General features: G+C 47.0%; 8 protein-coding genes and 3 pseudogenes. 5 read left to right on the top strand and 6 right to left on the bottom strand.

Going from position 1 to position 15,669, the window contains the following annotated elements:
• Nucleotides 1-74: 74 nt before the first annotated feature.
• The 4 genes and pseudogenes from ATN88_RS10365 (at nucleotide 75) to ATN88_RS10350 (ending at nucleotide 5,347) form a co-directional block, all read left to right on the top strand.
• A pseudogene (locus tag ATN88_RS10365) lies at nucleotides 75-1,294 on the top strand (EAL domain-containing response regulator).
• Nucleotides 1,295-1,498: 204 nt separating this feature from the next.
• Nucleotides 1,499-2,194, top strand: coding sequence for an aspartate/glutamate racemase family protein (locus ATN88_RS10360; RefSeq protein WP_067415129.1), 696 nt, complete (start codon nucleotides 1,499-1,501; stop codon nucleotides 2,192-2,194).
• 12 nt (nucleotides 2,195-2,206) lie between these two features.
• Nucleotides 2,207-2,704, top strand: a complete 498-nt coding sequence (locus ATN88_RS10355; RefSeq protein WP_067415127.1) for a GNAT family N-acetyltransferase — start codon at nucleotides 2,207-2,209, stop codon at nucleotides 2,702-2,704.
• A 327-nt stretch (nucleotides 2,705-3,031) separates the two neighbouring features.
• On the top strand, nucleotides 3,032-5,347 hold the full coding sequence (locus ATN88_RS10350) for a methyl-accepting chemotaxis protein (protein WP_067415124.1): 2,316 nt from the start codon (nucleotides 3,032-3,034) through the stop codon (nucleotides 5,345-5,347).
• 39 nt (nucleotides 5,348-5,386) lie between these two features.
• Here ATN88_RS10350 and ATN88_RS10345 read toward each other — a convergent pair whose 3' ends face one another.
• The 5 genes and pseudogenes from ATN88_RS10345 to cmoM all read right to left on the bottom strand — a co-directional run bounded on the left by ATN88_RS10345 (nucleotide 5,387) and on the right by cmoM (nucleotide 13,711).
• On the bottom strand, nucleotides 5,387-6,127 hold the full coding sequence (locus ATN88_RS10345) for an alpha/beta fold hydrolase (protein ID WP_067415121.1): 741 nt from the start codon (nucleotides 6,125-6,127) through the stop codon (nucleotides 5,387-5,389).
• Nucleotides 6,128-6,415: 288 nt separating this feature from the next.
• On the bottom strand, nucleotides 6,416-10,879 hold the full coding sequence (mukB, locus tag ATN88_RS10340; RefSeq protein WP_067415303.1) for a chromosome partition protein MukB: 4,464 nt from the start codon (nucleotides 10,877-10,879) through the stop codon (nucleotides 6,416-6,418).
• A gap of 2 nt (nucleotides 10,880-10,881) precedes the next feature.
• Nucleotides 10,882-11,600: pseudogene (mukE, locus tag ATN88_RS10335) on the bottom strand (chromosome partition protein MukE).
• Nucleotides 11,581-12,903 (bottom strand): chromosome partition protein MukF, encoded by a 1,323-nt coding sequence (gene mukF / locus ATN88_RS10330; protein ID WP_067415118.1) that lies wholly within the window; start codon nucleotides 12,901-12,903, stop codon nucleotides 11,581-11,583. Before mukF ends, mukE begins: the two are co-directional and overlap by 20 nt.
• A 16-nt stretch (nucleotides 12,904-12,919) precedes the next feature.
• On the bottom strand, nucleotides 12,920-13,711 hold the full coding sequence (gene cmoM, locus ATN88_RS10325) for a tRNA uridine 5-oxyacetic acid(34) methyltransferase CmoM (RefSeq protein WP_157490697.1): 792 nt from the start codon (nucleotides 13,709-13,711) through the stop codon (nucleotides 12,920-12,922).
• Between the two features lie 113 nt (nucleotides 13,712-13,824).
• Between cmoM and elyC the strand changes: the two are divergent.
• Nucleotides 13,825-14,651, top strand: a pseudogene (gene elyC / locus ATN88_RS10320) (envelope biogenesis factor ElyC).
• Nucleotides 14,652-14,729: 78 nt separating this feature from the next.
• Here elyC and ATN88_RS10315 read toward each other — a convergent pair.
• Nucleotides 14,730-15,620, bottom strand: coding sequence for a LysR family transcriptional regulator (locus tag ATN88_RS10315; RefSeq protein WP_067415112.1), 891 nt, complete (start codon nucleotides 15,618-15,620; stop codon nucleotides 14,730-14,732).
• Nucleotides 15,621-15,669: the final 49 nt, after the last annotated feature.

Genomic DNA, 15,669 nt, shown 5'->3' with positions numbered 1-15,669 from the left:
TGCATTTAATGTTGATTTCCACTCAGTAGAATCTAACTTTACTGTGAGACTTTCGTATTAATAGTGAGAGCAACATGAAGCGGGCAAGACGTGTACTGGTCATAGATGATTCTGAATCGATATTGGCAGTGATGAAGTCAATGTTGACTGAACTCGGATACGAAGACGTGTGCACGCATTCGTCGCCGCGAAAGGCTCTTGAACAAGTCAAACGATCTCCAAAACTGTTCGATATGGTATTCACCGACCTGAACATGCCAGAAATCGATGGCATGGCTGTGATCCGTGAACTGGGTGAAATTCGATACCAAGGTGGGATTTGTATTATCTCGGATCTGGATGTTCGCATCATCGAATTGGCAGCTGAGGTAGCTAGACAACAACAGGTATGCTTACTTGGAAATATCACAAAACCCATTACCCCTGATGGGTTACGATTGATTTTCGACCGCATGACCCAAATGGAAGAAAGGAAGTTCATTAACTTCAAGAAGATGACAAAAGATGAGCTTCTTGATTGCATCATGCGCCACCAAATCATCCCCTACTATCAACCTAAACTCAATCCAGAAAACAACTTGGTAGAGAGCTTGGAAGTCCTCGCGCGTATCAAGTTGCCTTCGGAAACGGATGCGGTACTTCCCGGCAGGTTTATCCCCACCGCCATCGAGCATGACTTGATGGATCTGTTAACGATGCAACTCGCAGAGAAGACGGCATGTGACATGCAGCAGTTGTCCCGTATCTTCGGTGAACAGGTAAAAGTCAGTATCAATCTCTCTCCACAGCAATTGGGTGACTTAGAAATACCTAATCGTCTTGAAGCACTCTTTGAGTCAAAGGACATTGATAAGTCACGTGTTGTCCTAGAGATAACCGAAGAATATGCGTTGAAATCTTCTGAACAAATGGAGTCTTTGAACAGACTGAGAATCAGAGGCTACGGCTTGTCCCTTGATGACTTTGGTACGGGTTTTACAAACATTCAGCAACTTAGAAGCTTGCCTTTCACTGAGTCAAAATTGACCGAACGTTGATCAATCAGATCCATAGCGATCAATTCAGCCAAGTTATCGTGAGTTCTTTAACGGATATCGCCGAAAAGTTTCAAGTGGATTTGGTTGCTGAGGGTATTGAGTTTTTTGAAGACCTCAATTATCTGACATCACGCTATCCCGGCATTTTGTTGCAAGGCTTTTTGATTAGCCGTCCTCGCCCCTTAGAAGCGTTACCTGGCTGGTATCAACAATGGTTGAAAGGGGTTGGAGCCACAATGCAAAGTACGCATACTTGATGTCATAGCACGAGCTTCTATTACATCATCGCCATTTTCTGCGACAGGCACCCTTCCCTGTTTTAGCTAACGTATCGAATTTCTTCACCTTATCTTAAAAACTTTTTGTTAGTTCAACTTCCCGTTTTGTGATACCTCTATTTGAAACACTAGGTTTTATTGCTGTTTGGATCCCAATAATCTCGCTTAAAGGAATAATCGTACATGAAAACAATCGGCGTAATTGGTGGTATGAGCTGGGAATCAACCATCGTTTACTATCGTCTGCTAAACCAATACACAAAACGCGAACTGGGTGGACATCATTCGTCAAAGATATTGATGAGTAGCGTCAATTTCGCGGAAATCGAAGCCTATCAACGCGCCGGTGATTGGGACAAATCTGCTCACGTCTTGGCACAAGAAGCCAAAAAACTGGAAACCGCAGGTGCTGACTTTATTGTTATTGCCACCAACACCATGCATAAAGTCGCAGCCGACGTACAAGCTGCTGTTTCTATTCCTCTCCTCCACATTGCAGACGCCACAGCGTTAGCACTAAAAGAAAACGGCATTACGCATGTCGGTTTGTTGGGTACAAGGTTCACCATGTCGCAACCCTTCTACAAAGAGCGTTTGGAGCAGCATGGAATCACAGTCTCAGTCCCTCCAGAATGGCAACAAGACGTCGTTCACGAGATCATTTATCAAGAGCTTTGCCAAGGCGAAATCAAATCTCATTCGAGACAGCAATATCTGGCGGTGATTGATGACCTTCAAACAGCAGGTGCGCAGGGCGTTATTCTTGGTTGTACTGAAATCGGACTGCTTGTCCAACAGAATCATACTGATGTACCGCTTTATGATACGACCGATTTACACGCACTTGCGGCCGTGAAACTGGCACTTGAAAAAGACTGATCGAGGTTTAGCATGACAGTCAGAAACGCTCGCATTGATGACTTAGATACCATCAATGCCATATACAATCACTACATTGAGCATACTTCCATCACCTTTGATTATGAGGCATGGTCTTCAGAGCAAAGGCTGGCGTGGTTTAATAAAATCAACCACAACAGCGATATCTATCACGTCCTCGTCAAAGAAGATGATAATGGCAAGGTGATTGGGTTTGCTTACAACAACGAATTTCGTGAAAAGTTGGCGTATCGAGTAAGTAGTGAATTGACTATCTACTTGCATCATCAATATGCAGGGAAAGGCGCAGGATCAGAATTGATGCAAGCCTTGCTTGATGCGATTGAAGGCTCAGATATTCATCGAATTTACTCTGTTATCACCTTACCGAACCCTGCCTCATTGAAATTGCATGAGAAATTTGGATTCAAACAAGTCGGTGTGCTTTCCGAAGCTGGCTATAAATTTGAGCAGTATTACTCCGTCGCTATATTAGAAAAAGCGATTTAATAATAGTTTGTTACCCTAACCTCTTGTGGTGTTAGACATCTTGAAGCACAAATCATCTGTCTAACATCACAGACACCCCTTCTCAGCAAACATTGCCAAAAAGTGTCACTCTTGAATGCCTTTTATGCATCAAACATTCCAAATTAGACAGTACGTCATCCCCACTATCTATCTGTAATCAAAGGCTTAAATTTTAAAACCATCTATTTCATAGGGTTAGAGAGAACACACGCAAAAATGCAGCGTTCTGGGCATTTAATGCTGAATATTACCTACACTTAGAGTGTTATATGAGCAACAGATGTAACGTATTTGGAGCGGACTAACATGAAAATTTCAACAAAAATTAAAGCCGCCTTTGTTGGTATGAGTGCATTTGCAGTCATCGCCACTGCAGCCTTGTTAACGATTACGGCTACGAACACCTCGAGCACAGCACTAGAACATCAAGTACAGAACCAACTCCTTTCAGTCAGAGAAGTAAAGAAATCTGAAATCGAGAAGTATTTTGAAGGGATCAGCAAACAGATCATCAACCTCGCAAACTCAACAATGACCGAAGACGCGATGTTGCAGTTTTCGAAAAGCTTCAAGAGCGTTAACACAGAAACGTTTCCTGAAGCCAACCAAGCGCAAAAACTGCGTGACTACTACACCAATGAATTTGGAAAAACCTACCAAGAAACCAATGCTAAGGAAGCCAAATCTCTCGATACCCTCTCTAGTATTGGAACAAATGGACGCTTACTCCAACAAGCCTACATTGGACTAAACGAAAATCCATTGGGTAACAAACATCTGCTGGACAAAGCGAATGATGGAACGACATACAGTGAAATCCACGAAATCTTCCATCCCAACTATCGCACCTACCTTGAGTCGTTTGGTTACTACGATATTTTCTTGGTCGATACATCAGGTAATATCGTGTACTCGGTGTTTAAGGAACTCGATTACGCTACTAACTTAGTCGATGGTCCTTACAAAGACAGCGGTTTAGCACAAGCATTCGACAATGCGAAAAACTTACCGAAAGGCGAGTTTTCGTTTATCGACTTTTCGCCCTACTACCCTTCGTACGATAGCCCTGCTTCTTTCATTGCCACCCCAGTCGTAAGAAACGGTACCAATATTGGTGTTCTCGTCTTTCAGATGCCTATCGACAATATCAATGCCATCATGACTTACGGTGGCAAGTGGCGCGAAGATGGCTTGGGTGAAACCGGCGAATCGTTTCTTGTCGGCCCAGATAACCTAATGCGATCTCAAAGTCGACAGCTGGTTGAAAACAAATCCTCATACCTAAACAGCCTCCGCCAGTCAGGCGTTAACGGGGATGTGGTAAACCGCATCGAGATGACTGAGTCTTCGTCGGGTCAGCAACCTGTTAACACGCCACATGTCAATGCCGCATTGAACGGCAAAGCTGGCTTTGAGACCGTGGTTAATCATGTCGGTGCCGAAGTGTTTGCCGCTTACAAGTACGTGAATATACTCGGCGAGCAATGGGCGTTAATCACTGAAATTGACAAGAAAGAGGCGATGGCTGAAGTCGTTCATCTTGAGAAGACGCTCTATACCATTGCAATGACAATTGGCGCAGCGTTAATTGCCGTATCTATCATCATGGCGTGGCTAATAGCTGGCAGCATCAGCAAACCTATTTCGACACTCACCGACCGCATCACACGCATTGCAAATACGCATGATTTAACGATCCGCCTTGATGTGAAAGGCAAAGATGAAATCACCGAGCTTTCAACGTCGATGAATGCCATGCTTGAAGACTTTTTAAGCGTCATCAAAGGTGCTGACAACACCGTGAAATCATTAGGTCAGGCATCCAGTGAAATACAGAGCAACATCGAAACGATGCGAAATGAAGTCGATATGCAGGCTTCTAACTCCAGCCAAGTCGCGACTGCCGCAACAGAAATGAATGCGTCGATTTCTGAAGTGGCACAGTTTGCTAACAGTGCCTCGGAGTCGTCTGAAAATGTGGTGCAATCGGTCAGACAAAGCGCACAAGTTGGCCAACGCTTGGTGTCAGAGATCTCTGAGCTTTCGACGAAGATGGGTGATGCCACGGAATCCATGCAACAACTTTCAGCGGAAAGTAACTCGATTGGGTCGGTGTTAGACGTCATTCAAGGCATTGCCGAGCAAACCAACCTTCTCGCACTTAACGCCGCTATCGAGGCAGCCCGTGCAGGTGAGCAAGGTAGAGGCTTTGCCGTCGTTGCTGACGAAGTTCGATCTCTCGCAATCAGAACCCAGACGTCTACCGAAGAGATTCGTGCAAAAGTAGAGTCACTGCAGACGGAAACGAACAAAGTTGTGAACGATATTTCAGGCGCAAACCGTTTTGTCGCCAGCAGTGTTGAGAACTGTAATAAGAACAACGAAATGCTGGACCAAATAGCCAACATGATGACAGAGATAAACGACATGAACACGCAGATCGCGACCGCGGCGAGTGAGCAATCGTCTGTCACCGAAGAGATATCGAGTAATGTAAATAACATCGCTAGCTCTTCGCAGCAAGTGTCAGACAAAACACACAGCACAGATGACACCGCGAGAAACATTAATGAACAAGCCAAGCAGCTCACCGAGCAGATTGGCATGTTCAAAATAGCGTAAGAGCAATAATCAAAAGCCCATACTAATTATGGCTTTTCTTTATATCGCCGCTTCAACCATTAAATCAGAATATTCCAAAATTAAACGAGAAAATTGACTTGGCAATTCTAACATCGGACTGTGACCACAATTAACAACCTTATTAACCCTCAGGTTTATTTCCGTTTCCGCCAATTTCTCCCATGGATAAATTGGGGTAATTTCATCATGGTCACCCCAAATTAATTGAATGTCATGTGGAATCATTTTCACAGAGCTAGGGACATCATAATCTCTACTTACCCCTAGCCACTTAGCAATATTCAAAAATGCTCGTTTATTGCTGAATAGCTCTGCAATTTCTTTGACGCCATGATGAGGAATTTTGCCTTTGTCAAAAAATACGCGATCAGCTAACTCTCGCGCGACGCTTACTTCTCCGGTTTTTAAATCTGCAAGTGTCACTCCTGTTTCAAGCTCTGCCAACCCAGGAGAGCCACTCACAATTAGCCCGCTGATCTTAGTTGGATGGACTTTTGTGTACTCAAGGGAGATCAGTGCTCCCATTGAGTTGCCGGCGATGATGGGTTTGTCATCACAACGTTCAACTAATTCGTCAATTTTCTTAATGGCATATTCCATGCTGCCTTTCAGGCTTACTGGAATGGGGTCATTAAAAGAAATAACTTTAAATCCATTGATTAAAAGTTGTTCTGTAACATCATCCCAAATCCACCCTCCGGCAAATAATCCCGGAAGTAGTATGATTGATTGTCCACTGCCTTTTACTGAAACATCCATTTATTGTGTTCCTTTATTAATTTAATCGCGGGAATTAAAGTCGACGCACAAATGTTGTTCAAGTGAAAGTTTTTTAAAGGGCGAATAACAAGATGAGTTTAACGCAATGATGTAACTAACAAAAATAAAATTTCATCAGCTAATAACAATTTGATATTGCAATTTCAAGACTGAAAATTAATTTATATAAAATAACAACTCTAACTATAAATAGTTTCGTATTTTATATTCAAAAATCATCCAATAAAAAGGCCAGCTTTTTCTGGCCTTTTCATCTTATTGTTCGCTTTACTGTTCAGCGATTTCCAACGCTTCTTGGACTGGTGTCGAGACTTTAGACATCTCACCGAAGCCACGCAAACCAACTACGTGCACGTGTTCTTTGTCGTTAAAGATCTTACGTACCAGTTTGTAGGTAGTACCCTGCTCTGGGCTGATGTTTTCTGGTGCTGCAATCAGTAGCTGCATATCCAGACGATGACACAGTTCGAACAGCGTCGAGATAGACTTCGCATCCAGACGCGCGGCCTCATCCAAGAACAACAGACGACAAGGAATCACATCTTTACCGCGTAGGCGGCGAGATTCTTCTTCCCAGCTCTGTACAACCATCAACAGGATAGCTTGACCTGTACCGATCGCCTCACCAGTAGACAGTGCACCCGATTCAGCTTGCAGCCAACCGTCAGTACCACGGTTAACTTCAATGCCCAGTTCCAGGTAGTTACGGTAATCCAGCAGTTCTTCACCCAATACTTGTGGTGAACGTTGACCCATGTCGATATGCGGGTTCAAACGCTGGAACAGTTTCGCCATTGCTTCAGAGAAAGTCAGACGGTTGTTACCGAACAAGTCCTGATGTTGCTCGGCATTTTCAGCCAAACCAGCCAGCAGTTGCGCATGCGTATCACGGATAGACACATTTAGACGCACACCTTTCACCTGACCGAAAGCAATATTAGACAAGCCTTGGTTCAACAGACGAATGCGGTTTTGTTCGCGCTGAATCGTCTTGCGAATGATGTTCGCTACCGATTCGGAACTGATGGCCAAACGTTTCTCACGTTGTGTCAGTTCTTCAGTCAGGCGAGCCAGCTCCACTTCCATCTCTTCAATCGCTTCGACTGGGTCATCGGTACGAATGATGTCGTGGCGAATACGCTCACGTAGATGTTGGTAAACCGCCACGTAGAACAGGACTTTACGCTCTGGGCGTGCCATGTCTTCCGACGCGCGTAGTGCATCGCGTAGCGTTTCATTGTCAGCCACCGCCAGACGCAGCGCACCCAGTGATTTATCCGACAGGGAACGCAGTTCATCTGCAGACATGTACGCCATTTCACGGCGGTTCAGTTGCTTCTCAACGTTGCTGGTGCGAGCAATTTTCAGAACACCTACCCAGCCCGCTTTCGCGTTGACCACGAACGTACGCAGATCGGTGTATTCTTTGCCTGCTTTCTTCAGCGTTTTCACCAGAGACTTCATCTCTAGCTCAATCGACGTCAGGCCTTTCTCTAGTTCGCTCTTACGACTGCGAGATTGTGACAGTTGTGCATGCAGTTCATCACGACGAATGCGTGCACGTTCCTCTGCTTCCACATCCGCACGAACACCCAACTCAACCAGTTCACGCTTGAATTCCGCAACGGTTTCTTGCTTGGCTTGGTGTGAACTCTTCAGTGACGCCAACAGTTGGTTATATTGGTTCACTTGGTCACGCACTTGTTTCACGTGCTCACGTGAACGTGTACGTGCACGCTCAGCGTCCACCAGCTTGGCTTTCAACTGCTCATTCAGTTCGCTGCTCTTATCCAGCAATGCCAACGCATCTTCGTAACCGAAGTGATGACGACGTTCAACCAGATCAGACAGGGCAAACAGTGTCTTCTTCAGTGATTGAAGTGACACATCAGCTTGTTGGTATGCTTCATTCAGTGCATCGAATTGCTCTGGGTCCGCGTCCAGAGTAGAAACGAGGTTCTCTAGCTCTGCCAGTGCTTTACCGTGCTCACGCGTGAAGTGACGTGCTTCGTCTGCTTGAGACAAACGGCTTTCCACTTCTTCTAAACGCGCTTCCAGCGTTTCATCTTCCAGTGCGCTTACAACGTGCTGAAGTTTGTTCAACAGAGCGATCGCTTCTTTCGCGCCCGTCAGTTGGCTGCGAATTTGCTGCTCGCTTTCGCGAAGCTGCGCCAGTTGACGCTGAACGCTGCTGCGTTTTTCACGCAGATCTTTCAGTGCCGCTTCAGGGTCTTCGTTGAACGCCACACTCATGTGGTGAGAAACGAATTGGTTGAAGCTTTGGGTCAAACGCTGAAGTTTCTGGGAATCAAACGATTCTTTCGCGTAGTTTTCTACCAACTCTTCACGTTTTTCACGCAAGATTTCCAAACGGTGCTCACGCGCCGCGCGACCAAACAATGGTACTTTCGGGAAACGCGAGTAGCGAAGTTGACGGTCATTCAGGTGAACACAAACCGCACCTTCCATTTCATCTGCATCGAAGACACTGTCATCAAAGCCTTCCGCTTCACCTTCAATGATGTAAAGGTCTTCTGGACAATCTTCGATATCAACCAGCTTCTCTTTGATGCCTTTCAGATCAGGCACAACGATCGCATGACGAGCTGGACCGTAAAGCGCAGAGAAGTACGGTGCATCATCCATGGTGATGTCATCGTAGATTTCAGAAAGCAGCGTACCGCCAAGTGTGTCAGCCAGTGATTGCAGACGAGCATCGTCGCTACCGCCAGGCTGTGCCAGACGTTCGATTTCTGCTTCCAGTGCTTGTTTTTCTGCCGCTAACTTGTCACGGGTATCCAGCGTTTCACGCTCTTTCGCCATGACTTTCTGCATGGTGTCCAGAACCGCTTGGTTATCGTAAAGCTCTTCGCCAGATTGCTCAGCCAGCTTCTCTAGTGACTCTTGCGCAGCAATCCAAGCCGGCGCAACTTTTTCAAATTCAGCGATTTTCGCGTTAAATTCGTTCTCGTTACGGTGCAGTTCACGCGTTTTCTCGCCCTGCTCACCAACCGATTCTTCCGCTGATTCAAGACGCTCTTGCTGGCGCGCCATCTCAAGTTCAACAGCGTCTTCGCTAACGACTGTGGTTGAGAACTGACGTTGGTATTGCTCAGACAAGGTCTTGGCTTGTTGGAAGCTGCGCATTTGACGCTCAAGGTCGCGATGCTGCGCTGCCAGTTGGTCTGCGTTTGCTGCCAATGAGGCAAACTCACGGCCTTTTGCAATCACTTCACGGGCTTTCGCAGCCGCGTCACCGCGTTCAACTTGACCTGCAATGCTGCGAACCAATTCCAAACCACGATCAAACTGTTTCGCTGCCGCAGAAGACAGATCCAACTTATGTTTCAGACTTAGAAGCTCAGAGGTTTGACGTTCTTCGTCAGCTTTCAGCGAAGACAGCAGCTCGACGGCGTTGTCTTGAGTCAGATCGTCGTTTTCTGTTAGCTCTTGGGCTTTTTCCAGTGCTTTAACCGCTTGTTGGTATTGCAACGCACGGGTTTGCTGCATATCCAGTGCTTGTTGGTAATCAGCAAGCTGGGTTTTCAGACTATCAACTTCTTCTTCAGAGAGGTGTGCCTGCTCTTCCGCCATCACGAGCTGTTCGGTTGCTTCTTCAACAACCATCATTTGCTCTTCAAGACGAATAGCCAGCTCTTCCAAATCTTCTTGGTAACGCTCTACTTTCTCTTGTTGGCGAACAGCAGTTTGAACCAATTGCAGGTGGTCAGAAGCAGCTTGGTGATCCAACTCTAGGTGCGATTGGGTTTCAGTCAATGCATCCAGCTCGTCGGTCATACGGCCGAACGTGCCTTGGAAGTCATCCAACTGACGACGAGCACCCAGAAGCTCTCCACGACGCTTCATCGCTTGTTCAAGCTTGTTGCGACGCTCGTTGGCGTGACGCATATAATCCGACGCAACATAATTGGTCGATTCCGTGATCAAGTGTTTGAACAAGTCACGGTCGCGTTGAGTCAGCTTGATCGCTTCCAGCGTCATACGGTTTTCGCGAAGAGCTACTTCCATGTCTTGGAAGGCTTTCTTCACACCGCCATTTTGCGGCAGCAAGTAATCACGCAGCGACTTGGTAATCGCGCTCGAAATACCACCGTAAAGCGATGCTTCGATCAGACGGTAGAACTTAGAACGGTCGGTTGAGTTACGCAGCTTCTTCGGCAATGCACCGAACTCAAACATTTGCGCGTGGTAATCAGTAACCGATTGGAACGCTTTGAAATGCGCGGTTTCGTATTGGCCCAGTGCGTCTTTCACTTCATTTAGCTGACGAACACGCACTTGGTTTGCCGATACGCTTTCAATCAGAACGTCAGTGACTTTCACGTTCGCAGGCAGACCTTGAACGATGAAAGGTTTGATATCCACTTTCTTATCACGGCCAGCCACTTGCTGAAGACGCACACCGAACAAAATGCGTTGGTTACGTGAGTTAATCACGTCCAGTGCCGCATAACACGCGCCCGGCTTCAACTTACCGTGAAGACCTTTGTCACGAGATGCGGTAGAGCTACCCGCTTCCGTGGTGTTACGGAAGTGCAGCAGGCTTTGGTCTGGAATAAGGGCTGTGATAAATGCCGCCATGGTGGTGGATTTACCGGCACCGTTACCGCCAGAAAGCGTGGTGACCAAGTTATCGATGTCAAAGGTACGCGCGAAGAAGCCGTTCCAGTTGACCATGGTCAGCGATTGGTATTTACCGCGTTGGGTCATGCTCATGCCTGAACCTCCTGATCATCTTCATCGCGTTCTTCGTCGTGATCTTCACGCAGCAGGCTCGATTGCGCATGCTCTTGCGTGTGGATCACAGCTTCACCGTCACGGATCAGACGGAGTTGCGCTTCGCGCATGTCATCACCCGCACGCACATCCGCACCGAAGCGGAACGTTGCTTCACTTACACGGAATTTGCCGTTTTCACCGATTGGCACAATCATGCCCAAACGACGCAAACGACGAAGTGACGTTTTGACTTTGTCGTAAAGCTTTTCGCGATCAAGGTCAGAACCGCTCGCACGTAGCGTCACCAGCCTCATGAGTTTTTTCTCATCAGCCAGTGTCAGCAGTTCATCAAACAGCTCTTGGGTGGTAAAAATACCTTCCTGCGCCAGACGCTCTGGGCTCAGGTAAAGGAAACACAATACCTTACCCACCAGCATGTCCAGCTCAGACAATACGCTACGTCCAATCAAAGACGTTGAGCGTGGACGCAGGTAGAAAAAGCCTTCCGGCGCGCGTACGAGTTCGGCGTTGTAACGCTGATAAAAATGCTGCAGCGGTGTTTCAAACTCAATCAGATACGCGTGGTTATCCAGATCTTCGCTGGCAATATGGCGGCCAGCACGCAGCGCACTATCCAAAGCCGGGAATAGCGGATTGCAATCGCTTTTGCCAGTTCCTCCGGCATAAATTCTTCAATATTTATCGATGACATTCGCTTGTACCTTGGCTCCGTATTCGTTAATTGCCTGCCAGTCTGGTTGAATTGCCTGCAAATCAGATTGCGAGTAACCAAGGCGAACCGCTTGGTTAATGACAATGCGTGCCAGATCGAAGTGACGGGCGTGTGGATGTTGAGCCAGATAGTTTTTCAGTACTACGCCCAAATCGATGCCCTCGCCTGTTGCACGATGACGAGACAGCATGTCAGCGATTTGGTCGCTCAGTTGATCGTTAACCAGTGTCAGTTCTTCAAACTCGACTTCGGCTGGCATTTCACCAGTCACTTCATCGTCGCGAAGCACCAATGCTTCATCACGCAAATCGCGAAGGCGTTCTGCATCAGCAAAGGTCAAGAACCAAGGGTTATCGAAGTATTCTGTCACCGACTGACGCAAACGCTGGCTGAACGCGCGGTTCTTGTCCATGTCGATGGCATTACGAATAAACTTATGAACGTGGCGGTCGTAACCAATCCAAAGGTCGATGGCTTGTTGACCCCAGTTCACGATGCGGTCCAGCTTCATTTGCAGGTTGTAGATCATCACATCGACAAACTCTAAGTCGTCTCTGTATTGGACTTGTTCCTGAATGTTCAAAAGCTGGGTTTGAAGCTGGTCACCCGCTGATTGCAACGTATCTTGCAGTTCACGCAGGGTGCTGGAAGTTTCATTCAGCAGGTGTTCACAGTTTGCAATCGCAGCCTGCCAATCCTGATTCAGCAGCGCAGCGATATCTTCTTTCACTTTCTGCTGCTGCTCATCCATCGTGCGCTGGTTCAAATCGATACGATCGAAAATTTCGGCCACTGAGTATTTCAGTACGCCGTAAACGTTTTTGCGCCAAAAGTCCGCATCACCATCTTCTGATGCTGCAGACAGGGCTTTATCGATTTCGTCCGCAACCATGGACAACTGAATAGACAACTTCAATGAGCTGTATTCACGGTGACGCGCGTAATAGTCACTGATACCCAGTGCTAAAGGCGTAAGACGGTAAATGCTCGCACCGTCAGTCATTTCACTGGTGAAACGACTCATCAGACGGCTTCGCACTAAATCGTTGATTGCGTTGTTTGCTCGGAATGCGAGGGTTTCGCTGGCTTGCCCGAACTGGTCGCTGACAATGCGGAATGCATCGATCAGCTCCCCTTCTCCAAGCTCCTCCTCAAAGCGCTCGCTGCTCAAAACGGCAACGGCGAGAAGGAATGCCAGCCGTTCCGGCGGCAAATTGAGAGAAAAGTCGTTTTGTTTCACCCAACCTACCAACTCAGGAACAGTCAGAGAGAATTCGCTCATCCGTTTTCCTTGTGGTCTATTTATTGTTATGTTCGAGAGGCTTTTGCGCGTACACGTGAATGTAACGACCTAACGAAATAAAAGGCTCCTGACGGCAGAACTTCTGTTCCATCGCCACAACCTGTTCAAAAGTGTACTCGCCCGTTCTCGTGTCTTTCATATAGTCGTGGAACGTACGGACACCACTTTTCCCTAAAATGTTAAAACCCGCATCGTCTATCCATTGATAGACATCTTCTGGTTGAAGACCTTTTTGCGGTTGCAGCTTAAAGCGTTTTCTATGCGGCATCCCTTCTTCTACGTGAGTCAGGTTGCCACAAATTAGGTTCTTAAATAGCAGGCCATTTTGGTTGTAGAACATCACTGATGCAATGCCACCAGGCTTAACTTGTGACAGTATGACATCCAGTGCTTCTTTCGGATTCTCTAGCCATTCCATGACGGCATGGAAGAGGATCAGGTCACTCTGCTTGTCCATGTGCTGCGCGATTTCTTGTACAGGCGCATGGACGAAGCGATATTGCGCCAGAAGGCCTGCTTCATCGATATCTTTTTCTGCTAATGCCAGCATCTGTGAAGAAAGATCACACAAGGTGACGTTGTGGCCACGATGCGCTATCTGTTGTGATAGCTGTGCAAGGCCACCGCCAGCATCCAAAATGTCTAACGGAGTAGATTCACCCAGTTGTTTCAATATTGATTCGAGATCTTGCCAAACAACGGCTTGGCGGATGTCACCCTTGCCCGAGCCGTAAATGTTTTTAACAAATTTGTGGGCAATGTCGTCGAAATTTCTATCCCCTGTCACAGCGCCTTCGTTATCATAATCTGCTAAGGGGTACATTTTGTCATAAGCCTGCCGTTAATAAAGGCTTGATGCACGTATTGGCCCCTGTTTGACTATATTTCGGGCGACATTTCATGTTTGAACTAAAAAAACTTATATCAACTTTACTGATGCCCCTTCCTGCGCTACTGCTTATTGGATTTTTTGGCCTGTTCCTGATCTGGTTTACGCAGCGAAAAGGCTTTGGCACGTTCTTCGTATTTGTTTCATTAGTGTTAATCGGCTTGGTGTCTTTTCAGCCGTTCACTTCTTCGTTATTGATGCCATTGGAGCGCAATCACACCCGATTCTTACCCACCGACAAGCCCGTCGATTACGTTATGGTGCTTGGCCACGGCCACGTGGTTGATGATGAAATCCCACCAACATCTGAGCTTTCTCGCACGGCTCTAATGCGTTTAGTGGAAGGTATTCGCATTCACTTTATGTATCCGACGTCCAAGCTGATCTTGTCTGGTTACGACGGTGGCTTTGAAGTGAGTCATGCACGTATGCTTGCACGCATTGCAATGGCAATGGGTGTAAACCAAAACAATATTCTGTTGCTTGAAACCGCAAAGGACACGTGGAAGAAGCCTACCAAGCTGCTTCAGTGGTCGGAGACAGCAACTTGGTGCTGGTCACCTCTGCAAGCCATATGGACCGCGCATTGTATGAGTTCGAATCCGCGGGTCTGGACCCTGTTCCTGCTCCGACAAATTACATTGCACAGAAAGAGATTAAACAACCTTGGATCAAGTACTCGCCGCGTGCTCAATACCTTGAGCAGTTCGAAAAGTACTGGCATGAGCGTTTAGGGCAGCTTTGGCAGCGTATGCGTGACAAAGTCGCACAGCAAGAAGCGCAATTCCAGGGCGATCCTGTCACCTCGCCAGAAGGCGAAGCGGTCAGCACCAACTGATCGCGCTATACACCCTTCGATAACGCAAAAAGCTGCCATGGGCAGCTTTTTTATTTTTCGCTGATAAGAAAAATTACCTTAGCTAAGGTGTGTTTCGCAGGCTTCTCTCACGATACGGATAACGTTTTTAACCACATCGTGGTTCTCAAACGCCAAGGAGTAAAACAACACAAAACCCGCGACATAACTTTGCGTCAATTCCTCAATATCTACTTCGACAATTTCGCCGCTATCTACGTATTTTTGTGCATTGACTCGGCTAAGTGCCGTCCAACCCCTAGAGCTAAGCAATGACATCAGCAATTCGCTGTTAGAGACCATGTGTTGCTGACTAGCCACATTGATATACGCCAGATGCGCGTGTTGCGCACTCTCACTCACCAATTGCACTTCGGTGGTCAGCTCGTTGACGCTCACTTTCTCTTTATTTGCCAAAGGCGAATGCTTGCCGACATAGACAGCAAAGCGTTCTGCGCCCACATTGATTGCCCCAACATCCCTTTTTAGTAGCGCGTTACCTATCGTAGGCATAATTGAAATGTGTGCTCGCCCTTTTTCTAAATCAGCAAAGCTTTCCTCTCTGTGTCGCTGAAACCAGTTAATTTTCAGATACGGGAAACGTTCGCCAATTGCGCGGTCGACATCCGCGAGCATATCAATAGAGGTAAGCGCATGGTGATGAATGACAAGCTCTGTGAGTTGGACATGATTCGCAGCGAACGCAGCCTGATTAAAATCCAGTGCCTGTTTGTTGATGTTCCACGCTCTTTTGTACAAGGCATCGGCTAACGACGTCGGTTTGGCTTTTTTGCCTTCAATGATAAATAGAGGCTCCCCTATCATTTCCTCCATCGCTACGACACGCTCTCGTACCGTGGTTCTGTCCTTTCCTATCTTGCGGCCACCCGCGCTGTAGCTGCCCGTTTCATAAACCGACAGGAAGCTTTGGATTTGCTCAAGTGACATCATCCTTGATGATTTCCTTTTTCTCTTGAACGTCTTGAGCGTTCATAATGTA

Source organism: Enterovibrio coralii (assembly GCF_001559595.1).
In the GTDB taxonomy this organism is placed as follows: Bacteria; Pseudomonadota; Gammaproteobacteria; order Enterobacterales; family Vibrionaceae; genus Enterovibrio; species Enterovibrio coralii.
This window is presented reverse-complemented; position numbering and strand designations above follow the sequence as displayed.

What these genes read in the sequence shown, in the direction of transcription:
- ATN88_RS10360 (WP_067415129.1), top strand. Translation starts at nt 1,499, where the DNA reads ATGAAAACAATCGGCGTAATTGGTGGTATGAGCTGGGAATCAACCATC.
- ATN88_RS10355 (WP_067415127.1), top strand. Translation starts at nt 2,207, where the DNA reads ATGACAGTCAGAAACGCTCGCATTGATGACTTAGATACCATCAATGCC.
- ATN88_RS10350 (WP_067415124.1), top strand. Translation starts at nt 3,032, where the DNA reads ATGAAAATTTCAACAAAAATTAAAGCCGCCTTTGTTGGTATGAGTGCA.
- ATN88_RS10345 (WP_067415121.1), bottom strand. Translation starts at nt 6,127, where the DNA reads ATGGATGTTTCAGTAAAAGGCAGTGGACAATCAATCATACTACTTCCG.
- mukB (WP_067415303.1), bottom strand. Translation starts at nt 10,879, where the DNA reads ATGACCCAACGCGGTAAATACCAATCGCTGACCATGGTCAACTGGAAC.
- mukF (WP_067415118.1), bottom strand. Translation starts at nt 12,903, where the DNA reads ATGAGCGAATTCTCTCTGACTGTTCCTGAGTTGGTAGGTTGGGTGAAA.
- ATN88_RS10315 (WP_067415112.1), bottom strand. Translation starts at nt 15,620, where the DNA reads ATGATGTCACTTGAGCAAATCCAAAGCTTCCTGTCGGTTTATGAAACG.